18 protein-coding genes are annotated in these 23,560 nt (G+C 55.8%); 4 read left to right on the top strand and 14 right to left on the bottom strand.

All coding sequences use genetic code 11. From position 1 onward, the window contains the following. From BLU05_RS21995 to BLU05_RS21925, 13 genes are all read right to left on the bottom strand, one after another. The coding region (locus BLU05_RS21995) for a S8 family peptidase (protein ID WP_175540709.1) at positions 1–2,504 on the bottom strand (2,504 nt) is incomplete at its 3' end. 258 nt (positions 2,505–2,762) lie between these two features. Further along, positions 2,763–3,932 carry an MFS transporter gene (locus BLU05_RS21985; RefSeq protein ID WP_244518490.1) on the bottom strand — a complete coding sequence of 390 codons (1,170 nt, stop codon included), beginning with the start codon at positions 3,930–3,932 and terminating at the stop codon, positions 2,763–2,765. An 8-nt stretch (positions 3,933–3,940) separates the two neighbouring features. After that, positions 3,941–4,711: an NUDIX hydrolase gene (locus tag BLU05_RS21980; protein WP_244518480.1), complete on the bottom strand. Its 771-nt coding sequence runs from the start codon at positions 4,709–4,711 to the stop codon at positions 3,941–3,943. Beyond that, a complete protein-coding gene (locus tag BLU05_RS21975) occupies positions 4,686–5,117 on the bottom strand; it encodes a DUF983 domain-containing protein (protein ID WP_091884841.1) in 432 nt (143 codons plus the stop codon). Before BLU05_RS21975 ends, BLU05_RS21980 begins: the two co-directional genes overlap by 26 nt. Before the next feature lie 3 nt (positions 5,118–5,120). Then, positions 5,121–7,427, bottom strand: coding sequence for a ribonuclease R (gene rnr / locus BLU05_RS21970; RefSeq protein ID WP_244518489.1), 2,307 nt, complete (start codon positions 7,425–7,427; stop codon positions 5,121–5,123). A gap of 23 nt (positions 7,428–7,450) precedes the next feature. After that, positions 7,451–10,066, bottom strand: coding sequence for a type I DNA topoisomerase (topA, locus tag BLU05_RS21965; protein ID WP_091884835.1), 2,616 nt, complete (start codon positions 10,064–10,066; stop codon positions 7,451–7,453). A 518-nt stretch (positions 10,067–10,584) separates the two neighbouring features. Further along, positions 10,585–11,718: a DNA-processing protein DprA gene (dprA, locus tag BLU05_RS21955; RefSeq protein ID WP_091884830.1), complete on the bottom strand. Its 1,134-nt coding sequence runs from the start codon at positions 11,716–11,718 to the stop codon at positions 10,585–10,587. Continuing rightward, a complete protein-coding gene (gene plsY / locus BLU05_RS21950) occupies positions 11,715–12,323 on the bottom strand; it encodes a glycerol-3-phosphate 1-O-acyltransferase PlsY (protein WP_091884828.1) in 609 nt (202 codons plus the stop codon). The genes dprA and plsY overlap by 4 nt, the downstream gene beginning before the upstream one ends. 20 nt (positions 12,324–12,343) lie before the next feature. Further along, positions 12,344–13,630: a dihydroorotase gene (locus BLU05_RS21945; RefSeq protein WP_091884825.1), complete on the bottom strand. Its 1,287-nt coding sequence runs from the start codon at positions 13,628–13,630 to the stop codon at positions 12,344–12,346. Continuing rightward, on the bottom strand, positions 13,627–14,592 hold the full coding sequence (locus BLU05_RS21940) for an aspartate carbamoyltransferase catalytic subunit (protein ID WP_091884822.1): 966 nt from the start codon (positions 14,590–14,592) through the stop codon (positions 13,627–13,629). The genes BLU05_RS21945 and BLU05_RS21940 overlap by 4 nt, the downstream gene beginning before the upstream one ends. Before the next feature lie 473 nt (positions 14,593–15,065). Beyond that, positions 15,066–15,851: an ABC transporter ATP-binding protein gene (locus BLU05_RS21935; RefSeq protein WP_091884819.1), complete on the bottom strand. Its 786-nt coding sequence runs from the start codon at positions 15,849–15,851 to the stop codon at positions 15,066–15,068. Next, a complete protein-coding gene (locus tag BLU05_RS21930) occupies positions 15,848–16,624 on the bottom strand; it encodes an ABC transporter permease (RefSeq protein WP_091884817.1) in 777 nt (258 codons plus the stop codon). The genes BLU05_RS21935 and BLU05_RS21930 overlap by 4 nt, the downstream gene beginning before the upstream one ends. Positions 16,625–16,851: 227 nt before the next feature. Then, positions 16,852–17,799: an ABC transporter substrate-binding protein gene (locus BLU05_RS21925; protein ID WP_091884815.1), complete on the bottom strand. Its 948-nt coding sequence runs from the start codon at positions 17,797–17,799 to the stop codon at positions 16,852–16,854. 280 nt (positions 17,800–18,079) lie between these two features. Here BLU05_RS21925 and BLU05_RS21920 point away from each other — a divergent pair, with 280 nt between their 5' ends. Both BLU05_RS21920 and BLU05_RS21915 read left to right on the top strand, forming a co-directional pair. Continuing rightward, entirely contained in the window at positions 18,080–19,711 is a 1,632-nt protein-coding gene (locus BLU05_RS21920) for an acyl-CoA dehydrogenase family protein (RefSeq protein WP_175540708.1), read from the top strand. 451 nt (positions 19,712–20,162) lie between these two features. Further along, positions 20,163–20,525: a DUF6105 family protein gene (locus BLU05_RS21915; RefSeq protein ID WP_091884809.1), complete on the top strand. Its 363-nt coding sequence runs from the start codon at positions 20,163–20,165 to the stop codon at positions 20,523–20,525. On the opposite strand, the gene ruvX is transcribed toward BLU05_RS21915, so the two are convergent. Further along, positions 20,495–20,989, bottom strand: a complete 495-nt coding sequence (gene ruvX, locus BLU05_RS21910; RefSeq protein WP_091884806.1) for a Holliday junction resolvase RuvX — start codon at positions 20,987–20,989, stop codon at positions 20,495–20,497. The two genes, BLU05_RS21915 and ruvX, sit on opposite strands and share 31 nt — an antisense overlap. A gap of 117 nt (positions 20,990–21,106) precedes the next feature. Between ruvX and BLU05_RS21905 the strand changes: the two genes are divergently transcribed. Next, the gene (locus BLU05_RS21905; RefSeq protein WP_091884804.1) at positions 21,107–21,811 is read left to right on the top strand and encodes a metal-dependent hydrolase; all 705 of its coding nucleotides are present in this window, start codon (positions 21,107–21,109) and stop codon (positions 21,809–21,811) included. 75 nt (positions 21,812–21,886) lie between these two features. Beyond that, positions 21,887–23,473: a hypothetical protein gene (locus tag BLU05_RS21900; protein WP_139210504.1), complete on the top strand. Its 1,587-nt coding sequence runs from the start codon at positions 21,887–21,889 to the stop codon at positions 23,471–23,473. Positions 23,474–23,560 lie beyond the last annotated feature (87 nt).

Here is a 23,560-nt window from a genome sequence, read left to right as displayed (position 1 = left end):
AGCGGTGTCTTGCTGTTCTCCGGTGCAACGATAAGCACACCGCCGAGCAGGGTTGCCTTGCCTTTCACTTCCAGACGGTCGCTGCGCCCATCGGCGGCAACCTGAATGGTCAGGCCAGTCGCTTTGTCGAAGGTTGCAGGCCCGGCCACATGCAATGTGCCGATGGAATTGCCCGGAGACACCATACCGCCCGCATGCACCGCCAGACTGTCCACCGTGCCAATGCCGCCAAGCTCACCGCTTGCATTGACTTCAGTTGCACCGCTTGTTCCATCCACCGAGGCAAAGCCGCCATTGAGGGTAACAGCGCCTGTGACACCCGGAGTATTGACCTTCAATCGTCCGCCCGGATTTGCGGTGACAGCCGCCGTCTTGCCATCGACAGTCAAAAGCCCTGTGTTGTTGATGATGGAGGCCGAAATGATCGAACCTTCAGCACCAATGCCAAGCTCACCGCCATTGACGATGGTATCGCCGCGATAAGTATTCTTCCCCGTCAGCCACAATGACTTGGCACCAGATTTCGTCAACCCGCCGAGATAAGCAGACGGATCGGAAAGTTTCTTGGTCAGATAGGGAACACGCGTATTCTCCATGAAGGCGTATTCAAATTGCAGAGCTTTTTTTCCTTCGGCAATATCGCTGTCCAGAATTGCAAACGTTGCGGGATCTAAGAATTTCGCTATTCCGTTCGTAAAGGCGGTTCTTACCTTTGTCGTATATTCGTCTTCATCTGGGAGCCATCGCAACAACTGGCCATAAGTAGAATCCCTCAACCCTTCCGCTTTCACCGTCTGTTGCAGAAACCTCGACAGGGCAGCTTGTGCGATGTCGTTTTTCGTAATGGCATCAAATTCTTTGGTAACGTTTCCGCTCGGAGCCGCATTTTCCAATGACTGCAATAATGCGGGAGCACTGTTCACTTGCGGGACAACAGCAGTTCGCAATTGACTATCAGTTGGAGGGCCAGACCAACCCCCAGCGCTTTTCCGCTTGGCCCAATCTGCAGTTTCATCGCTCTCTTCCCTCTTGCGCTGATCGAGCGCAGCCTGCGAGATGTCGTTGCTCCATCTATCGCTCACCCCGGCACCGAGATTGACGTTGAACCGACCAAGAAATTGGCCGGGGCCTTTGAGGGCCTTGTCAATATTGATTAATCCCCAGCCATAAACGGCATCCACACCCTTTTCACCAAGATCGGTCGCAGTGGTTTTCAGTATCTCGTTGATTTCTCCATTGCTCAGATCGGTATATCGCTGCTTGAGCACTGCGAACGCGCCAGTTTCAAATGGCCCAGCCATCGACGTGCCGTTGAAACTGGCATAGGCCTCGATCAATTCTTCCGGTTTGAGAATATCACCTTTCTGCTTGTTTGTGATATCACCGTCCGGCACGCTGCTAAGAATGTCCGTTCCGGGTGCTGCCACGCAATAATATTTAGCGTAGCCGCAGATGCTGGAAAAATTACTTTTTATGAAGTTGTCCGGATTTTTACCATCCTTGACAACGCTCATTGTGGTTATCCAGTTCTTCTCAATGTCGGGAACAAATGTCGCGAGTCCAGCCATTGCATCGGGATCAGCGCCAGAGTCATTACCAGCCGAGAATTCAACAGCAATGCCACTTCGGGCAGCCTTAATGGCACCGTCATAGGCACCCCCCTCAGGCTTGCCGAGAATCTTCTGTATCTCGGTGAATTGTGAAGCTGCCTGCAGGAAACGCCAGCCTTTTCCCTTCTCAATGCCTATGCCCCAACTGTTGGTGATGACATCAGCATGGTTATCGATCATCGCTTGCCATGCAGCAGCGTAGACACCTCCATCATTGCCAAGCACGATGCCATCTTCGGGTCCGGGATCACCATTGTCACTGGCAATGATCTTCGCCCCATAGGCAACGCCCTGCATACCAAATACCGCCGGACGAAAATTTTCATGATCGCTATCACTTACGACGCGGTTGACCGATGTCGCTACCAAACCATTGCGGTTACCAGCTGCAATACCTGCGACATGGGTTCCGTGATGCGCGATACCCTTATCTCCGTCAATGTATATTCGACCGTCATAGATGAAGGGTTCGCCAGCCTTAACCGGTAAATATGGATCTGTATAAGTTCTGATCCCTTGCGTGGTGATAAATTTCAGTTTGTCAGCGCCCGCAAATTCTCGGTGCGCAGCCCACACTGGTTGATCGATAACGCCAACCTTAGATCCTGTTCCGTTAATGCCTTGAGCATAAGCTGCATCGGCGTTGAGCGCTTTGAGTCCCCAGTTTCCGTTAAACTCCTTGTCATCAAGCCAGCTTTTCTTGGCTGCTTCATAATCATTGGTCTTGCTGCCATCGGCATTAAAATATCTGCCCGGCACCTGCTGTGCCAACGCGCCAGAACCGGCGGCAACGATAATCAACCCGGCACAAACGCTGCTCATCAAATGCTTGCGAAAAGTGGAAAGGCGAATAGTCCGTGCGGAAAAACCCGCATCTGTGGCGTGAAAAGACATGAAATATGATTCCCAGTATTATTATTATTTGAAATATCAGGCAGTGAAAAAGGTCGGTACAATATTCAATATGCTGCAAGGGAGTGACGAATGTGCCGCGCCGTCAAGCGAGCGTAGGTGTTTTGCACCGCATTTTCAGCCTTTGTGGCGCAAGGGCAACAAATTTGCCTATGCACAGTTGTAATGTACGCTCCGTCACAATTAACGGTAGTTTGTTTCGATCGCGCCTAGCCGCGCCAGCGGTGCAGCCAGGCCAGCCTAACTCCGCCGGCTGATCAGTCTTGACCCCACCAGCAGGGCATAGGCGGCGAAAAAGACTGCGAGTGAAATGGCAAATCCGCTGGGGCCCATGGCATCCATGCCAAGGCCGAGCGCCTGCGGGCCGACAAGCATGCCGACGGCATAGCAAAACACGAAAGCCGCATTGGCCGAGGCGAGTTCCCGCCCTGTCAGTTGCGAGCCGAGATGGGCAAGGCCCACCGTGTAAAGCCCGGCAACCACGCCGCCCCAGATGAAGAACAGCCCCGCCACCAGATACCAGTTGCCGGTGATGAAGGGCAGGACGCACATGCCGGCAAGGCCGACGAGGGCGCAGACGAGCAGGATTTTGCGGCGGTCCTGCACATGATCGCTCAAAAGCCCGATGGGGATTTGCATCAGCACATTGCCAAGGCCGATGGTGGTCAATAGCAGGGCGGCATGTGCTTCGGAATAACCAATGCGCGTGCCATAAACGGGGAAGAGGGCAAAGCCGCCGGTTTCCACCGCGCCGAAGACGAAGACGGCAGCCGTCGCCGTCGGCACGGCCCAGATGAAGGGCGCGAAGGGAACATGCTCTTCCTCGTGGAAATCAGGGCTTTCCTTCCAGGCGAGAAGCACCGGGAGCATGGCAAAAATGATGATGCCGAAGCCGACCGCAAAGGGCATCATGCCGGTGCTGCCAATGCGCGAAAACAGCCATGGCCCAAGCGCAAAGCCGAGCGACAGGACGGTTGCATAGACGCCAAGCACCAGCCCGCGCTTTTCCGGCGGGGCGGCCGTGTTGATCCAGTATTCCGACAGGATGAACAGGACTGTCAGGGCAAAATGCAGGAAAACGCGCAAAATGACCCAGACCCAGAAATCGCTGAAGACATAGAAGCCGAAGAACGAGCAGGCGCCGATCAGAAGCATGATCAGCAAGGTGGGCACAACCCCAAGCCGCGCAGCGATGGAGGCGGCAAAGGGGGCGGCAACAATCGAGGCAATACCGGCAACGGCGGCGTTGAGGCCGATCATCGTGGCGGAATGGCCGCGGCTTTCCAGAATGACACTGAGCAGCGGAATGCCAAGGCCGATGGCGACACCGACGGCGCTGATGGTTGCGATGGCCGCAACCAGCGCGCGCCATGAGGACCGGACCGCAATATGGTCCGGTGTCTGCTGCAGGGAATCCACTAGAAAACCTCTCGGACGAAGCGCCCGTATTTCATGGCGTATTGAACGACGGAATGGCCGGGTTGCAGCGCCGGGTTGGTTTCCAGCAGTGCCTGCGCCTCCTGAATGATGGCGCGGGTGATTGTCGGAATATCGAGTTTCAGCGCCTCGTCAAATGGCAGCCAGCAGAGTTCTTCCAATTCCTGCGAGGGGCCGGTGCCTTCGGGCAGGATGTCGGCCACCGCTTCGCGGAACGTCATGAAAAACCGTGTATCGAAACGGCGTGTACGGCCGGGCGGGGTGGTGGCGCGGGCAAAATAGCGGATGGCGGAAAGATCAGGCAAAATCCTGCGCTCGGCAAAGGCCGCCCAATCGGGATGGCCGATGGATGCGGCGGGAACATGTTTGCCAAGCAGAAGACCGGCTTCCTCATAGGTTTCGCGGATGGCGGACAGGGCAAGCGCCCGGCAACGCTGGGCGCTGGGGCGCGTGCCCATGCCCTGAAGCAGCTTGGCTTCGTCAGAGGGGGTCAGTTCGCTGGTGACGGCAATGCGTCCATCAGCCCGTTCGGTACGCCCGCCCGGAAAGACGAATTTACCCGGCATGAAAACATGGCGCATATGGCGACGGCCCATCAGAATGCGCAGATCCTTGGCTGAGCGGTCGATGATCAGAAGCGAGGCGGCATCGCGCGGCCTTAACCGGGCCGTTGCCGATCCCGCCTTATCATTTGCAGATTTGTCGAGGTCACTCAATGCCATCATGTCACCGTTCCGGCGGTTCCAGTTCATCGGTTTCGCCGCCGAAACCATGCATGTAATTGGCCCATTGCAATCCAATAATCGCGCCCTTGATGGGTTGGAGCAGGGCGAGCGACAGGAGCACCGTCAGCGGCGCCCAGATTGCCAGATGCACCCAGCTTGAAAGCAGGATGAGCGTTTCCACGGCAAGGAATCCGCCCAGCACAATATGACCTACAATTGTGATGGTAATATATGCGGGAAAATCATCGGCTTGCTGGTGGGTATAGTCTTCACCGCAGACGGCGCAGCGATCAACGGATTTGACGAAGGCGCGGAACAGCTTGCCTTCACCGCAATGGGGGCAGCGGCTGCGAAAACCGCGCCACATGGCCTGACCCACAAGGCGTTTGAGCCTTGCCGGGGCGGTATCCGCGCCAAAAATCTGCTCCGTCATCCCTTATCCTCTTCGCCCGCCGCGGGAGAACCCGCCGGGACGCTTCTGGTTTCCGCGCGCAAAACGCTTGGCCTTGTGGTGTGAGCGCACACCGCTGGGAACAGCATGCGGTTCGGTCAACATTTCGAACCGCAATGCACCGGCAACCGGCAGAGCCTCGATCAGGCGGACCTCGACGACATCGCCCATCCTGAAGCCTTTGCCGCTTCGCTCGCCCGAAAGGGCGTGATTGGTTTCGTCATAAAGATAGTAATCATCACCCAGGGTTGAAATGGGAATAAAGCCATCGGCACCATATGTCGCAAGGGCAACGAAGAGGCCGGCCTTGGTGACGCCCGATATGCGACCCTGAAAACTGCTGCCGACCTGTCCGGCAAGGTGATGGGCGATCAGCCGGTCAACCGTGTCGCGTTCAGCCGCCATGGCGCGCCGCTCGGAGGTGGAAATCAGCGCGGCGATTTCAGGCAGATCTTCCTCTTCCTTGTGGGTAATACCGTCAGGGCCTAGACCCAGCGCCGTGATCAGCGCGCGGTGTACGATCAGATCGGCATAACGGCGGATGGGCGAGGTGAAATGCGCATATTTCTGGAGGTTGAGCCCGAAGTGGCCAATATTCTCAGGGTTGTATTCCGCCTGCGATTGCGAGCGCAGCACCACCTGATTGACCAGTTCCTGCTGCTCGCTGCCTTCAACGCGCTTGAGGATATGGTTGAACTGGTTCGGGCGCAGTTCCGCGCCGCGCGCCAGCGAAATGTCGAGCGTGCGCAGGAATTCGCGCAATATCTCCTGCTTGGCCAGCGACGGCGCATCATGAATGCGGAAAATCAGCGGCTGGCGCTTACGCTCGAGTGTTTCGGCCGCGGCGACATTGGCCTGAATCATGAATTCTTCGATGAGCTTATGCGCATCGAGGCGGGCAGGAACCACCACCTTGTCGACCTTACCATCCGGCGTCAGCAGGATTTTCTTTTCCGGCAGATCGAGTTCCAGCGGTTCGCGGGCATCGCGTCCGCGTTTCAGTACCGTATAGGCGGCCCATACGGGCTTCAGGATGCTGTCGAGGATCGGGGCGGTCTTCTCATCGGTTGCGCCGTCAATCGCTGCCTGCGCCTGCGGATAGGACAGCCGCGCATGGGAGCGCATCATGATGCGGTGGAACGTGTGCGAAATCTTGCGCCCATTGGCGCCGAAGGTCATGCGCACGGCAAGGGCGGGACGGTCGACCAGTTCTTTCAGTGAGCACAGATCGTTGGAAATGCGCTCGGGCAGCATGGGGACGACACGATCAGGGAAATAGACCGAATTGCCGCGCTTGAGCGCTTCACGGTCGAGCGCTGATCCCGGTGTCACATAGGCAGCAACATCAGCAATGGCGACGGTGGCAATAAAGCCGCCGGGGTTATTTTCGTCGGTGTCAGGCTCCGCATAGACGGCGTCGTCATGGTCCTTGGCATCAGCCGGATCAATGGTGACGAGCGGCACATGCCGCCAGTCCTCGCGGTGCGCCATGGTTGCCGGTTTGGCTTTGTCAGCCTCTTCGGTCACGCTGTCGGGGAAGACATGCGGGATTTCATGCTCGTGGATCGCGATCATCGACAAGGCACGTTCGCTGGCAACCGAGCCGATGATCTGGCTGATCTTGGCGAGCGCCAGCCCGTAACGGCCAATCTTGGTCACTTCCACTTCGACCAGATCATTGGCCTTGGCATTGTTCAGCTGGGTCGGGTCAACGGATAGTTCCGCCTGCCGCCGCTCGACTGGTTCGATCCGCCATTCGCCATTGTCGAGATGGCGCAGCACACCAAGCACCGCATCCTTGCGATGTTCGATGCGCTTGATAACGCGTGCCGTATAGGCTGGACCGCTCGGATCAGCCCCGACGAAGATGCGGGCAAGAACGCGGTCGCCAACGCCGGGTGTCGGGCCCTTCTGGTTGCGCGAGGCGCGGATGAAAACGGTGGGCGGGCGGTCTTCATGATCGGCTGGCCATTCCGCCGGTTTGGCAATCAGGCCACCATCACCATCGCGGCCGGTAATGTCGAGAACCGCAATGCTGGGCAGGCTGCCGGGTACGGCAAGGCGCTTTGCCCGCTTCTCGACAAGGCCGTCATCGGCCAGATCACGCAGAATATCTTTGAGGCCGATGCGTGCATCGCCCTTGAGATTAAAGGCTTTGGCAATATCGCGCTTGCCCGCACGCTCTGGATTCTCCTTGATGAACTGGAGAATATCATCGCGGCTTGGCAGATAGGGTTCGCGGTCAGGGCTCGCGGAACTGGCAGGCCGCTTTTTTCCTTTGGGTGGAGAGATACGGCGTGCCAATCGATATGTCCTTAACTTGCTTTCGTTGCTTTTTTCGGTGCAGCTTTCTTGGCTGCCGGTTTCTTCGCTGCGGGCTTTTTGGGCGCTGCCTTGCGGGCAGGGGCTTTCTTCCCGCCCTTGGCTCCGGCTTTCTCGGCGATCAGAAGCAGGGCTTCTTCCACCGTTACAGTTGCCGGGTCCTTACCCTTCGGCAGGGTCGCGTTGACCTTGGCCCAATTGACATAGGGACCATACTTGCCATCGCGCACCGTGATCGGGCCGCCATCAGGATGTTCGCCCAGATCTTTCAGTGCCGCCGGTGTGCCGCGTCCGCGTCCCGGACCCTTCGCCAGTTTTTCAGCCAGCACCGTAACGGCGCGGTTGAGACCGATGGAGAACACATCCTCAATGCTTTCCAGATTGGCATAGGTGCCATCATGGGAAAGGTATGGACCATAACGGCCGATACCGGCGGAAATCATCTTGGTGCTCTCCGGATGCTGACCCACATCGCGCGGCAATGACAGAAGCGCCAGCGCCTTCTCATGATCCGTGCTTTCGATGGTCCAGCCTTTCGGCAGGCTGGCGCGCTTGGCTTCCTTGCCGTCGCCGCGCTGGACATAAGGTCCAAAACGGCCACTGCGCACGGTCACATCTTCGTCCGTGTAAGGGTCCTTGCCGAGAACCTTTGGCTCATCGCCATTGCCATTTTCACTGGCTGCTTCACCGCCGCCAAGCTGGCGGGTGAACTTGCATTCGGGATAGTTGGAGCAGCCGACAAAGGCGCCGTATTTGCCGAGTTTCAGCGACAATGTGCCTGTTCCGCATAGCTGACAGATACGCGGATCGCCGCCATCTTCCCGTGGCGGGAAGACAAGCGGGCCGAGCTGATCATTCAATGCATCGAGAACATTGGTAACCCGGAGTTCCTTGATGCCATCGACCGAGCCGAAGAAATCGGTCCAGAAGTCACGCAGAACGTCCTTCCATTTCAGCTTGCCATCGGAAATCTCATCGAGCTTTTCTTCAAGACCAGCTGTGAAGTCAAATTCGACATAGCGCTTGAAGAAGCTTTCAAGGAATGCCGTGAGCAGGCGACCCTTCGTCTCCGGGATCAGCTTGCGCTTGTCCACGACGACATATTCGCGGTCAACAAGCGTCTTCAAAATAGCCGTATAGGTGGAAGGGCGGCCAATGCCGATCTCTTCCATCTTCTTGATCAGAGTGGCTTCCGAATAGCGCGGCGGCGGTTCTGTCGAATGCTGGGTAGCATTGATTTTTTCACGGGCGAGGGCTTCCCCTGCACGGATTTCGGGAAGACGGGCACCGTCCTCATCGACTTCCTCTTCCTCGCGGTGATCCACATAGGCACCGAGGAAACCGTCAAATTTCACAACGGAACCGGTGGCGCGCAATTGAGCCGCGCGCGAACCGTTCTGCGCATCGATTTCAACAGTGGTCCGTTCGACATCAGCCGACTGCATCTGACTGGCGATGGCGCGCTTCCAGATCAACTCATAGAGCCGTGCCTGATCGGCATCAAGGAACTGGCGCACATCTTTTGGATGGCGGTTAAAATCCGTGGGACGGACAGCTTCGTGGGCTTCCTGGGCGTTTTTGGCTTTTGTGGAGTAATAACGCGGTTTGTCAGGCACGTATTTCTCGCCGAAAACCTTGCCGATTGTCGCGCGTGCAGCCTCGACAGCTTCCGGTGCCATCTGCACACCATCCGTACGCATATAGGTGATCAGACCGGCTGTTTCGCCGCCAAGATCCATACCTTCATAAAGGCGCTGGGCAATCTGCATGGTGCGGGTTGCCGAAAAGCCGAGCTGGCCCGATGCAGCCTGCTGCAATGTCGATGTGGTAAAGGGCGGGCCGGGATTGCGCTTTGTCGGCTTGGCTTCAACTGTTGCCGCCTTGAAGTTTGCACCTTCCAGCATGGTGCGGATCGCGCCAGCCTGTTCAGCATTCTGGATGTCCAGCTTGCCGAGCTTCTTGCCGTCAACGGAAACAAGCCGCGCTTCAAAGCCATCATTGCGCGGTGTCTTCAATAGTGCCGCAATATTCCAGTATTCTTCGCGCACGAACCGTTCGATTTCGGATTCGCGGTCCGCAACGAGACGCAGCGCGACCGATTGCACGCGGCCAGCCGAACGGGCGCCGGGCAATTTGCGCCACAGCACAGGTGAAAGCGTGAAGCCGAAAAGATAGTCGAGCGCCCGGCGGGCCAGATAGGCATCCACCAGCGGCATATCGATATCACGCGGATTGGCCATGGCATCCAGCACGGCGCTCTTGGTGATCGCGTTGAACACCACCCGTTTGACTGGCTTGGTGCCTATCGCCTTTTTCTGCCGCAGCACCTCCAGAACGTGCCAGGAGATGGCTTCACCCTCGCGATCCGGATCGGTTGCCAGAATAAGGCCGTCACTGTCCTTCAATGCCTTGACGATATCGCCGAGACGTTTGGCCGATGCACCGTCGACTTCCCATGACATGGCGAAATCTTCATCAGGCCGAACCGAGCCATCTTTGGCCGGCAGATCACGGACGTGACCAAACGAGGCCAGAACCGTATAGCCTGAACCCAGATATTTGTTGATTGTTTTAGCCTTGGCGGGCGATTCGACGACGACAACGTTCATTATTCAATTGAGCTTTCCTGCTCTTGTCACATTACAAAAGCACAGTTTTCACTTCGAAACAGGTCTGTGAAATGAACAGGCTTGCTCGGAACGTCAAGGCCTACATGCGAAAAATCGTTAAATGCAACTTAAAGTTGCTATTTCCAATAATACAATTAATGGTATTTTTCTCATGACTTCGGCGCTATATTGAGAATGGCAGCGAGTCCCGCCTTTTTTGAGAAGGCGAATCACTATTTGATTGATTTTGTGGAGGTTCAGACTGGCAAACTGTCAAATCCGCGGGATTAAAGAGCTGCATAATATAATTAGACCAATTTCAGTATAAATGCGTATTTAAGGACGAAGTCATGAGTGAAAATAAATTCAGTCGGACCGAAAACATTAGATATATTCAACAGATGTTAGGCGAGTTACGTAGCATGGCCAAGTTGAACGACTTGGATATGTTGGCCTATCTGATCGAGATTGCCTACATTGAAAGTAACGATCTTATGGCTAAGGAAGCAAACACTGTTTCATCCATAAAGAAGAGAAACATATCCCCCTGAGTGACGTTGCAGGCGTCCGGCCAGGTCCAATTCAAGCAGAATCAGACTCATGGCAGCGGGATGTATTCCGCTTGTCCGGATAAGCTCATCAATATCGACGGGTGCAGGACCCAACAAAGTGATGACGCGGTCTCGGTCTGTTTCATTTGGCTGAGCAATGGTCGGAAAATCCGCTTCTGGAGCGAGAAAAGCCGTGTCGTCGAGACCGGGACGATCCAGAAGCGGACTGATGGCCGATAAAATATCAGATGTTTCGGTGACCAGGATCGCGCCGTTTTTCAACAGCGCATTGGTGCCCTTTGCCCTTGGATCAAGTGGGGAACCAGGAATGGCAAAGACGAGACGGCCAAGTTCTCCGGCAAGCCGGGCACTGATCAGTGATCCTGATCGCTCGGCTGCCTCAACCACGAGAAGCCCCAGAGAAAGCGCGGCAATGATCCTGTTGCGGCGCGGGAAATCCCGTGCACGCGGTTCCCAGCCAAAGGGCATCTCACTGATGACAGCGCCGCGACGATGCGGGATTGCCCTGAAGAGTTCGAGATTATCCGGCGGGTAGGGCTTGTCGAGACCGCCTGCCATCACGGCAACTGTCCCGGTGTCGAGGCTCGCTTCATGCGCTGCCCTGTCTATTCCACGCGCCAGGCCGGAGATCACGGCATAACCTGCTTCGCCCAGCTCCCGCGCGATGATCCGCGCAAACTTTATTCCGACCAGCGATGCGTTGCGCGCGCCGACAATCGCCACGGCTGGCAGGCGAAACACATCAGGATCACCTTTGATGGCGACCAACGGCGGCGGATTGTCGGATTGGCGCAAGGTGCACGGGTAGTCAGGCTCGCCGATCCCGACGAAAACCGCGCCCATGCGTGCGGCTATCGCCATTTCGCGTTCGGCATCCCCAAGACTTGCAATCTTGATGGGACGGCGGCCACCGCCACGCCGGACAAGTACCGGCAGCATCTCAAGCGCGTCCGTGGCCGAACCATAATGGGCGATCAGATGTCGAAAAGTAACGGGGCCGACATTTTCACTACGGATCAGCCGAAGCCAGCTGAGCCGTTGACTGTCAGAAAGGCGGATGCCCTTCTGCTCTTCCATCATCCCTTGGACCCGATCTTGCCTTCGGCTCCGGCAAGCAGGCGCTGAATATTTTCACGGTGCTTGATGAAGACAATGACTGTCAGAATAACAAAGAGCAGGGCGATCTGATGATAGCCCATAAAATAGAGCGCAATAGGGCTGATGATGGCGGCAATCAGTGCGGAAAGCGAGGAATAGCGGGTCGCATAGGCTATGATCAGCCAGATGGCGGCGAAGATCAGTGCCACTTGCCAGACGAGGCCGATAAGGACGCCGAGATAGGTTGCGACGCCTTTGCCGCCCTTGAATTTTAGCCAGACCGGAAAGATGTGGCCGAGGAAAGCACCAAGACCGGCGACAATCGCCGCCTGCGGACTGATCACGCCAGCAATGAGCACGGCGGCAGTGCCCTTGAACATATCGAGCAACAGTGTTGCCGCGGCGAGTTTCTTGTTGCCGGTACGCAGAACATTGGTCGCACCGATATTGCCCGAGCCGATGCTGCGCACATCACCAAGCCCGGCAAGCCGCGTCAGGATCAACCCGAACGGGATGGAGCCGAGCAGATAGCCAAGAACCAGCGCGGCAAAAAGATATCCTGCCTGCCCATTGATGAAATCCGCCATGTTCTTCCCCGGTTCGGTCTTTAGATGCTGAAAACAGACTTTCCTGCCACAAACGTCTCAACAACCCGGCCCTGAAAACGTGCGCTTTCAAAGCAGCTGTTCTTGGAGCGTGATCGTAAATCTTCTTCCTTCACAATCCATGGCTCGTCAAGATCGACTATGGTCATATCCGCGCGGGCACCGGGCTTAAGTGTACCTGCATCCAGACCAAAGATTTTGGCCGGTCCGCTCGACAGCGCCTCGACAATACGGATGAGCGGCACATCGCCATTGTGATAAAGCCGCAATGCCGCGCCCAATAGGGTTTCGAGGCCAATGGCGCCAGCCGCCGCATCGGCGAAAGGCAGGCGTTTGGTGTCGACGTCCTGCGGATCATGCGAAGAAACGATAATATCGATGGTGCCGTTGCGCAGCGCCTCGACCATGGCAAGCCGGTCTTCTTCGAGCCGCAGCGGTGGCTGCAGGCGGAAGAAGGTGCGGAATTCGCCAATATCGTTTTCATTGAGCGAAAGATGATTGATGGAAACGGCCGCCGTGGCATTGATGCCGTTCTGCTTGGCGCGTGCCACCACTTCAGCCGACATGGCGGTCGATATCTGCGCCGCGTGATAGGCACCCTTTGTCAGGGCCGCCAGCCGTAGATCGCGTTCGAGCGGAATAACTTCCGCTTCGCGCGGGCTGCCGGAAAGGCCGAGCCAGCTGGCATAAAGCCCTTCATTCATCACACCTGTGATCCCGAGATAGGGGTCCTGTGTTTCATGCGAGAGCACAACCCCAAAATCGCGCGCATAGGTGAGCGCGCGGCGTAGCAACTGCGTATTGGCGATGGAGTTACGCCCTTCGGTAATGGCAACAGCACCGGCGGCGCGCAAAAGGCCAATTTCGGTCATTTCCTCGCCGTGTAAACCCTTGGTGACAGCCGCCGCGGGATAGACATTGACCACAGCCGTATCGCGCGCGGTGCGGCGAACAAACTCGACAAGGGCCACGTTGTCGATCACCGGATCAGTATCCGGCATCATGATGATGGAGGTCACACCACCAGCTGCTGCCGCATGGCTGGCGGATGCAATGGTCTCGCGGTGCTCGGCACCGGGCTCACCGATAAACACGCGCGCATCGACAAGACCCGGCAATACAGTTTTCCCGGTGCAGTCGATGACATGAGCACCCTCAGGCGTGCCCTGATTGCGGGCATCGGCACCACTGGCGACAATAATGCCGTCTTTTACGATCACGGTGCCGGTTTCATCCAGATTGCGGGATGGATCGACAATCCTGATATTGTGCAGAACAGTCGTGCTCATCCTGCCACTCCTTCCGCGTTGCGGCGCGGATCAAGCAGCGCTTCCATGACAGCCATGCGCACGGCAACACCCATCTCAACCTGTTCCTGAATAACACTCTGTGAGCCGTCGGCCACATCCGAGGCAATTTCGACGCCGCGGTTCATCGGTCCGGGGTGCATGACCAGCGCGTCGGGCTTGGCATGTTTGAGCTTTTCGCGATCAAGACCGTGATAGTGGAAATATTCGCGCACCGACGGCACGAAGGCTCCCGCCATACGCTCGCGCTGCAGGCGCAGCATCATCACCACGTCGGCGTCTTTCAGACCTTCTTCCATCGAGTTGAATACTTCGACGCCCATCTGGCTGATGCCCGCTGGCAAAAGCGTGGAGGGGGCAATCACCCGGACCCGCGCACCCAGTGCATTCAGCAGCAGAATGTTGGAGCGGGCTACACGCGAATGCAGCACATCCCCGCAAATGGCCACGATCAACCGCGCGACCTTGCCCTTGGCGCGCCGGATTGTCAGCGCATCAAGCAGGGCCTGCGTTGGATGTTCATGCGCGCCATCACCGGCATTGACCACGGAGCATCCCACTTTCTGCGCCAGCAGCGCCGCCGCACCGGCGGAACTATGCCTGATAATCAGGATATCCGGCCGCATCGCATTGAGCGTCATGGCCGTATCGATCAGCGTTTCCCCCTTTTTCACCGAGGAATTACCAACAGACATGTTCATCACGTCAGCCCCGAGCCGCTTTCCCGCAAGCTCGAAGGATGACTGTGTTCGGGTCGAAGCCTCGAAGAACAGATTGATCTGCGTTCGTCCGCGCAGGACGCTCTTCTTCTTCTCCGACTGACGCGAAACAGCAATCTCGCTGTCGGCAAGGTCGAGAAGAATATTGATATCCTCGGGGGAAAGGTTCTTGATGCCAAGCAAATGGCGGTGGGGAAACAGGAGGGGGAGCGCTTTTGATGTCATATCAAGTCCCCCCTATAGGCTCGATGCCGCCGCCTCGCAAGCGCCTGGCATGATATCCTGCGATGTTCCCCAATAAAATCCTTGGTTCCATGATTGTGGTTTGCCGCATGAGCGTGGTTCGTGGTTCGACAAGCTCACCATGAGGGAGAGGGATGATGTAACGCTAATCGCCAACGTTGCAGATTACATAGGCAACTCACCAACGTTGCCGACCTTGACTCCCTGCAACCCACCCATCTCCCTCATGGTGAGCTTGTTGAACCACGCACCGATGCCGTTTGCAGAACTATTTTGCGCCCTTCGACAGGCTCAGGATGAGGGGATTGGGGTGATTGCAGGGAGTCAAGTTCTGAAACGCAGGTGATCAGTGACCTTATGATCTGCAATCTTTGCAATTAATCTTGCATCCACACTCTCCCCTCATGGTGAGCTTGTCGAACCACGAACCACCAACCACGCTCATGCAGCAATATCTAATGCGCACCCGCTGCCAAAATCGCCTCGCTGCGGATTTCCTCCGTCAATTTCAACCGCATCTCGGTAAATTCAGGGCTCGCCTTCACTGTATAATGTCTGGGATGCCCAAGTGGCACCGGCATGATGGATTTGATCCGGCCCGGACGTGCCGACATCGTCACCACCCGTGAGGCCATAAAAATCGCTTCTTCAATATCATGCGTAACAAAAATCACGGTTTTCTGCTCGTGTTCCCAAATACCGAGCAGAAGCTCCTGCATCAGACCACGGGTCTGATTATCAAGCGCGCCGAAGGGTTCGTCGAGCAGCAGGATTTTCGGATTGTTGGCAAGCGCCCGGGCAATGGCGGTGCGCTGCTGCATGCCTCCGGAAAGCTGTTTTGGCCAGTGGTTCTCAAAACCACGCAGACCCACCTTGTCGATGTAGGAGGCGACGATCTCGCTTTTTTCCTTTTCGCCAACGCCGCGTTCACGCAGGCCAAAGCCGATATTCTGCTCAATCGTCAGCCACGGAAACAGCGTGTAGGACTGGAATACCACGCCGCGATCGGCACCCGGACCTTTCACCTCCTGACCATCAAGCGTCACCGTGCCGCTGGTTGGCCGGTCAAGCCCAGCGACGATGCGCAGGAGTGTCGACTTCCCGCAGCCTGACGGGCCGAGAATCGAGACGAAATCATTATGCGCGACGGTAAGATCAGTCGGTTGCAAAGCCTGTGTCGGCTGGCCGCCATGCACGCCGGGAAATATGCGGCTGACGCCCTTGATAACAAGCGTACTCATGCGAGCCTCCAGGCGAAAAGCCAGCGATTGACGGATTTGAACAGGAAGTCCGAGATGAGGCCGATTACGCCAATAACAATAATGCCGAAAATGATCTGTCCCGTGGCCATCAATGCCTGACTGTTGATGATCATGTAGCCGATCCCAGACGAGGCACCGATCATTTCAGCGACAATGACATAGGTCCACGCCCAGCCGAGCACCAGCCGCAGCGTTTCGGCAATGTCAGGTGCGTTGGCCGGAATGAGCACACGTTTGACGATACCGCGATCATTGGCGCCAAGTGTATAGGCGGCTTCCACCAGATCGCGGCGCGTATTGGCCACGGCCACCGCAACCATCAGGATAATCTGGAACACGGCGCCGATGAAAATCACCAGCAGTTTTTGCATTTCGCCAATACCGGCCCAAAGGATCAGCAGCGGGATAAAGGCAGAGGCTGGCAGATAGCGGGCGAAAGAAACAAAAGGCTCCAGCATCGCTTCAACAGGCTTGTAAGCGCCCATGGCAACACCAAGCGGAACAGCAATGATAGCTGCAATGACAAAGCCACCGACAACCCGCCAGATGGTCATGCCGATATCATAAAGAAAATTCTGCTCTGACAACAGGAACCAGCCATCATGCAGCATGGTCAGGGGATCGGCGAGAAACGTGCTCGACACGAAACCGCCAAAAGTCGCCACGGACCATGCGGCGATGAACAGAATAAAGAAAAGCACGCCAAGCAGGATGCGTGACGATGCCCTGATGGGTTGGAGAGGTTGAACCATGTGTGTCCCGATCAGATGAGAAAGATTGTGGCTGAAGGATGAAGGTGCGTGGTGCGTGGTTCGACAAGCTCACCATGAGGGAGAGTGTGGATGAAAGGGAGCCATATTCTGCAACCCTCGTGATCCATAATCTTTTTGATCTGCAATCTCTAAAGTTAGCGTTGCATCCTCACTCTCCCTCATGGTGAGCTTGTCGAACCACGAACCATCTTCCTGCAGCCCGCCGACTACTTGATGAAGCTCGTATCGACGATAGTGCTGATATCAGGCTTCTTCTTGATGATGCCGATTTCAAGCAGGAGATCAGCAGCTTCCTCGGAAAATTTCGTAAAATCCTTTTCGAAGAAGGCCTGATTGGCTGCTTTGTCCTGCCAGCGCAGATATTGTGCTGAATTACCAAAGACTTCTGCCGACTGCTTCACATCTGCGCCCATGATTTCATAGGATTTAGTCTTGTCCGCAGCAATCAGATCCAGCGCGTCGAAATAGCTTTTGGCGAGAGCCTTGGCTGCTTCCGGGTTCTTTTCAAGGAAAGCATTGGTGCAACCGAACGTATCCATCACGATGGGATAATCCAGTGTGGTTGCGATGATCTTGCCCTTGTCAGGTGCACCGCGCACTGTTGAAAGATAGGGCTCATAGGTCATGGCCGCATCGTTCTGTCCGGCGACAAAGGCTTGCGCAGCCGGGCCGGGTTCAAGGTTGACGATCTTCACGTCCTTCAATGACAGGCCATTATGCTTCAATATCCAGGCCAGATCGAAATAGGGCGTCGTACCGGGAGCAGAAGCGGCGATTGCCTTGCCCTTGAGGTCTGAAATCTTGGCAATGTCATTGCGCACGACCAGGCCATCAGCACCAAACGACTTGTCCATCTGGAAAATCTGCTTGGTGGCCACGCCATTGGCGTTCCAGGCAATCCATGTTTCGACCGTTGTTGCCGCGCACTGTACATCGCCCGAAGCCAGCGCCAGATGGCGGCTTGCCTGCGGAATTTTTGTCAGCGTGACATCAAGTCCGTTCTTCTTGAAGATGCCGGCCTGCTTGGCCAGAGTCAGCGGACCAAAGCCAGTCCAGCCGGACAGGCCAACCGAAACAGCCGTCTCCGCCTGCGACGGCGCGACAGAGGCAAGAACCGCTGCCAGCGCAACACCAATATGCCATTTGAATTTCATGTGATGACCCCTTTGTTCATTTTTTTGGCACGATGAATATAAAGGCATGATAGGCAGCTGGATTTTCTTTTGTCTAGACATAATAGATCGCATCAATGCAGAAAATCGCATCTGAGACATTTTGCATCGGCGCCGTGATTCAGCTAGAAGAAGATGTATCGGTTAACCGCTTGTCAGAACCTTCATTCCATATATGGCACGACTCATGACCGTGGTGCGGACTTGTTCGGATGAAACAGGCCAGCCGTAAAGACAGTAAAATAATGATCAGGACATTTTCTTGAAAACCCACGACGTTCTCAACCAGACGCCCCCCATGACCGGCCTCAACGCCTATCTTGGTGATCCGCTATTGATGCAGATTACCAAGCGGTTTCCGCAGGCAACCCGGACGGAACTGGAGCAAAGCGGGCGATTTGTGCTGTCCGGCGATGCGCAGGATCTGGCGCGGCTGGCCAATACCGAAACGCCGAAGCTGCGCACCCATGACCGTCAGGGTAATCGGATTGACGTGGTGGATTACCACCCAGCCTATCATGCGCTGATGCGCCGTTCGGTGGCGCAGGGGCTGCATTCGTCGATCTGGGAAGACGGTCCCGTAGAAAATGGATTGCGGCACCAGTCCCGCACGGCGCGCTTTTATATGACGGCGCAACTGGAATGCGGGCATCTGTGCCCGATCACCATGACCAGTGCTTCGCTGGCGGCGCTTATGGCGTCGCCAAGCCTGTACCGCGAGTGGTCGCCGCTGGTTTTGCCGCGCAAATATGATTCCAGCAATAAATCACCGGCCAAAAAAGCCAGCCTGACGCTCGGCATGGGCATGACCGAAAAGCAGGGCGGCACGGATGTGCGCACCAACACGACACGCGCCGAACCGGCTGGCAGCGGGTTTTACCGTATCACCGGCCATAAATGGTTCATGTCCGCGCCGATGTCCGACGCGTTTCTGGTGCTGGCGCAGGCGCGCGAAGGTCTGTCCTGTTTCCTAGTACCGCGTATTCTGCCGGATGGCTCCTCCAATGGGTTCCGCTTCCAGCGGCTGAAGGACAAGCTCGGCAATCGTTCCAGTGCTTCATCGGAAGTTGAGTTCGACAATGCGCTCGGCCAGATGGTTGGTGGTCCGGGCGAGGGTGTCAAAACCATTATCGATATGGTGACGCTGACGCGGCTCGATTGCGCCATTGCTTCATCGGGCATGATGCGGGCGGGCCTTGCCGAAGCCGTACACCATGCGCGTCACCGCGTTGTGTTCGACAGTCCGCTCATCGACAAGCCGCTGATGCTGCGCGTCATGGCCGATATGGCGCTTGATGTGGCAGGTGCTACCGCGCTGACGTTCCGGCTGGCGCGCGCCTTCGACAATGCCGCGCAGAACCGCGGCGAGGCGGCCTTTGCCCGTGTCATGACGCCTGTCGTTAAATATTGGGTCGCCAAGATCGCTCCGGCGATGCTGTACGAGGCGATGGAATGCCTCGGCGGCAATGGCTACATCGAAGAGGGCAATCTTGCCCGCTATTATCGCGAAGCCCCTGTGAATGCGATCTGGGAAGGCTCCGGCAACGTCATGGCACTGGACGTGCTGCGTGTACTGAAACGGGGTCCACAATTGTTCGACGAAGTGCTGAACTGGATCGGCTCGCAGCTTGGGCGCGGCGGGCAGGGTACGGTTGAAGTGCTCCGCGCGGCCATGCGTGTTGCGGAAAATGACGAGGGCGCGGCACGGATACTCACCGAACAGTTGGCGCTGGCCGCCGCCGGTGCAGAATTGCGGCACCTGCACTCGGAAGATATCGCCGACGCCTTCATTGAAACCCGCCTCGGCGGACAGTGGCGCACGACCTACGGCATGCTCGATGCCCGCCACAACGCCAAAAGCATCGTCAATTCGCTCTATCCTCCTGCTAATTGAGTTTGTATTTTAACCACGCTTGAGTGATGCGGAGAGTGTAGCTGCATCAACATTGCGCGTGGTTCGTGGTTCGACAAGCTCACCATGAGGGAGAGGGGTGGGTTGCAGGAAGCCAAGTTCTGCAACGTTGGTGATCTGCAACGCTGACGATTATCGTTGCATCCGCCCAAGCCCCTCATGGTGAGCTTGTCGAACCACGAACCACGCTCGCGCAACAGCGCTCCCAAACCACTTTTGTCAGAAATTTTGCATCGGTGTGAATCAGCCATCTCGCATGCCCCAAAAAGGGTCTCGCTAATACCTTCAATTTTAATAAAATTTTTTGAAATTAACCTTAACAAACGGTTTACGTTGCGCCTAAACTCTTAGCAGATATCAATGTGATTCGAAAATACCTCGTGATTTCACGGGGTTACACACCCACCAGATTCATCCCCGCTAGGAGTAATGAATGCGCAGCTTCCTGATATTCTGGGCGGGCCCATTGAGCTTTTTGTGGGGTTGGTACTTTCTTTCGTACTACGATCTGAGCATGGGGATGTACTTCTTCAGCCGTGAAATGCACGATCTGGTCTTCACCATTTATGGGAATATTCTGGGTATCGCGCCCGATAGCATTCCGCCGCTGGTGGCGCGGGCATGCATCGTCGATACGGGGCTTGTGCTCTGCCTGATCGCGTTTCGCCGCCGCAAGCAGATTATCGCCTGGGTTAAAGTCTTCAGGGCGAACCGCGCTGCGGCTGCCCGGGCAAACCGCGCTGCGGTTGCCAATGCTGCGCTTGCTTATTCGAAGGAATTGTCGTCTGCGTCCTGACGCAGGCTTTGCAACCGGTCCAAAGCCCCTTGCAAAATGAAAGCGGCCGCAGCGGAATCGATCCGCTCGGCGCGTTTTTGCCGTGATACATCCATGCCGATCAGCGCGCGCTCCGCAGCAACCGTCGATAGACGCTCATCCCAATAGATGAAGGGTAACTCCGTCAGCTTTTCCATGTTGCGCACAAAAGCACGGGTTGCCTGCACACGCGGGCCTTCGCTACCATCCATATTGACGGGTAAACCGATGACAATAGCCCCTGCATTGTCAGCTTTCAGTGCCTTTAAAAGGTCCTGAGCGTCATGGGTGAACTTGCTGCGCCTGAGCACAGGACGCGGATTGGCAAAGGAGAAGCCACGGTCGGAAATAGCGATGCCAATGGTTTTCGTGCCAAGATCAAGCCCGGCGACAGTCTGGCCGTCTGCCACATGATCTTCCAGCTGTTCAATGGTCAGAACTGTCAATGGTGATTTCCTGCACTTGAATTGGCCGATAAAAGGCCGTTGTAATTCGAATAATTGTCACATAGCTGCAATAGACGGTTGTGGCGAGTGAAGACTGATGAATGAAGGGAAAACAACATGAAGATTACCTGGCTTGGCCATTCGGCCTTTCGCATTGAAACTGCCAAGAGCACGATCCTGATCGATCCCTTCCTCAACGGAAATCCCGGCGCGCACGGTGTCGATCCCAAGGAAGCGGCGAAAGGTGCAACGCACATCGTGCTTACCCACGGTCATGGAGACCATGTCGGCGATGCGGCTGCAATCGCCAAGGATACCGGCGCAGTGGTGATCGGCAATGCCGATCTGGTGACGTGGCTCAACAATCGCGGCGTTGCCCGGGTCGATCCGACAAACACCGGCGGGACCGTCTCACATACAGGTTTCACCGTCACCTATGTCAATGCGCTGCATTCATCGGCACAGATCACCGAAGATGGCGTTTCGCACGCGCTGGGCTCGGCCAACGGCATTGTTCTGCATTTCGATGATGAGCCGACCATCTATCACATGGGTGATACGGATATTTTTTCCGACATGGCGCTGATCAACGAACTGCACCAGCCGGAAATCGGCATGATCCCGATCGGCGACCGTTTTACCATGGGCGGTGCGGTGGCAGCGCTGGCAACCCAGCGTTACTTCAAATTTGCCAAGGCGATCCCCTGTCATTACGGCTCGTTTCCGATCATTGACCAGACGCCAGACAAATTTGTCGCTGCAATGGATGGAAGCAAGACACAGGTCTTTGTCGCCAAGACAAATGACCAGTTTACGCTTTGAGTTTGGGTTGCTAAAGCCATTCTCACACATCGCGTAATCGTCACCACGACGATTGACTGAACTATTGGAGGTATTGTGCGTAAACTGTTGCTGATTTCCTGCGTCATGGCGTTGTCATCGCCAGCTTTCGCACAAACGATTGATGCCAAGGGCGCCGATCAACTTGCCAATACTTTGTCGAAATATGTCGGCAAGACTGCAATCAAGAAGGGCATTTTGAAGGTGACGCCTGAAGGCGATGCTTATCGCATAGTATTTAACACCGATGCATTCCTGAAGGCTCTGCCCAAGCAGGACGCCTTCAAACTCAGTTTGACTGACTACAGCATTCTGTCAAAGCCACTGGCAGATGGAACGTGGGATGTTTCCTCAACAGCGTTTCCCGCTGTCTCAGTAGAATTTACCGGACCAACGGGTCCTCAGGTAATGGACTGGGCGTCTGAAGGCTTCAAGTTGAATGGTTTGTATGATCCCAAGATCAATACTTTCTCGAAATCAACATTCTCTTTCGATTCAGCCAAGATTAAGATCAGGAATCCAGCTCAAGACGCGGATGCTAGTACAGGACCATCGAAAGGCGAAATGCTTGGCAGCCTTACGACTTCCGGAGGTGTTGATTTCACGACAAATCAATCCACGACGGATTTTAAAGAGACTGTGATCACCAGGACATCGAAGTTACCTGGAGCATCTGGTATGAGCGGAGAAGCCGCCAAGCCAGATTCTGCTGTATCTGATGAGGTAAAAATCACATTGGGCGCGGGTGAATTGGGTTCAAAGGCTGAGGGTAAGAATCTTAAGAACAACGAGATGATGGATTTGTGGGCATTCTTTGTTGCTCATGCGGATCAAAAGAAACTCAAAAAGCCCGAAGACGCTGAACTGAAGCAGAAGTTGAGTGCCGTATTGCCGCTTTGGGACAATATTGCCTTCTCATATTACGTAAAGGCTCTCGCAATTAACACGTCAATGGGCAGCTTTGGTGCCGAGAATATCTCACAGGATGTAAAATTCGACGGTATCAGCAAGAGTGGCGCCTACCATTATACCTTGCGAACCAACGGATTGAAGTATCCCACTTTGCCGATTCCGGAATGGGGCGTGCCTTTCCTTCCAACCGACGTGGAACTTACTGTCGGTACCAAGGATCTCGATCTGGACACCGTTGTCAAAGGCGCGATTGAGGATATGGATCTCAATCGTGCGAAAGTCATTTCGGAAGAGTTTGAAGCGAAGACTGCGGCCCAGTTCCTGATAGCGCCACCAAAGCTTGTCATCTCGAAGAGCCTTGTGCGGACCCCCGACGCCGAATTGACCGTCGAGGGTGAAGTGACATTTGCGGCGCTGAAGCCTGAAAGCCATACGACCTGGGAAATGTCCGGCTTCGACAAGGTGGTCGAGCGCCTGAACAAAGCCGGCGAAACCGATGAGACGATCAAGCAGTACATCGTGTTCGTCAAGCTGGCGAAAGACTTTGGCACGCAGATCGATGGCGGCAAGATCCAGTGGGTTGTTGACCAGAAGGCTGATGGCTCTGTGGCGATCAATGGCAATCCTGTCAAAGGTCCCGATCCGGTTGCCGTGCCCGGCGCTGATGACGCGATCGATTCCGATGCGCCCGAGGGCGAGGAAGACAACACCGACACGGATACGGCGAAGTAAACAGGGCTGTCCGTGCTGACTTGTCCGTTGCGCTTGGCCGCAACGGACACTATAGCTCTTTGATCAAGATTTGAATTTCGGGAATCC

The organism is Phyllobacterium sp. OV277, from assembly GCF_900104355.1.
Lineage (GTDB): Bacteria > Pseudomonadota > Alphaproteobacteria > Rhizobiales > Rhizobiaceae > Phyllobacterium.
The sequence above is the reverse complement of the archived record's forward strand: the minus strand, read 5'-3'. Positions and strand labels throughout refer to the sequence as shown.

What these genes read in the sequence shown, in the direction of transcription:
- BLU05_RS21975 (WP_091884841.1), bottom strand. Translation starts at nt 5,117, where the DNA reads ATGACGGAGCAGATTTTTGGCGCGGATACCGCCCCGGCAAGGCTCAAA.
- dprA (WP_091884830.1), bottom strand. Translation starts at nt 11,718, where the DNA reads ATGATGGAAGAGCAGAAGGGCATCCGCCTTTCTGACAGTCAACGGCTC.
- BLU05_RS21925 (WP_091884815.1), bottom strand. Translation starts at nt 17,799, where the DNA reads ATGAAATTCAAATGGCATATTGGTGTTGCGCTGGCAGCGGTTCTTGCC.
- BLU05_RS21905 (WP_091884804.1), top strand. Translation starts at nt 21,107, where the DNA reads ATGAAGATTACCTGGCTTGGCCATTCGGCCTTTCGCATTGAAACTGCC.
- BLU05_RS21945 (WP_091884825.1), bottom strand. Translation starts at nt 13,630, where the DNA reads ATGAGCACGACTGTTCTGCACAATATCAGGATTGTCGATCCATCCCGC.
- BLU05_RS21980 (WP_244518480.1), bottom strand. Translation starts at nt 4,711, where the DNA reads ATGAACTGGAACCGCCGGAACGGTGACATGATGGCATTGAGTGACCTC.
- BLU05_RS21930 (WP_091884817.1), bottom strand. Translation starts at nt 16,624, where the DNA reads ATGGTTCAACCTCTCCAACCCATCAGGGCATCGTCACGCATCCTGCTT.
- plsY (WP_091884828.1), bottom strand. Translation starts at nt 12,323, where the DNA reads ATGGCGGATTTCATCAATGGGCAGGCAGGATATCTTTTTGCCGCGCTG.
- BLU05_RS21915 (WP_091884809.1), top strand. Translation starts at nt 20,163, where the DNA reads ATGCGCAGCTTCCTGATATTCTGGGCGGGCCCATTGAGCTTTTTGTGG.
- topA (WP_091884835.1), bottom strand. Translation starts at nt 10,066, where the DNA reads ATGAACGTTGTCGTCGTCGAATCGCCCGCCAAGGCTAAAACAATCAAC.
- BLU05_RS21935 (WP_091884819.1), bottom strand. Translation starts at nt 15,851, where the DNA reads ATGAGTACGCTTGTTATCAAGGGCGTCAGCCGCATATTTCCCGGCGTG.
- BLU05_RS21940 (WP_091884822.1), bottom strand. Translation starts at nt 14,592, where the DNA reads ATGACATCAAAAGCGCTCCCCCTCCTGTTTCCCCACCGCCATTTGCTT.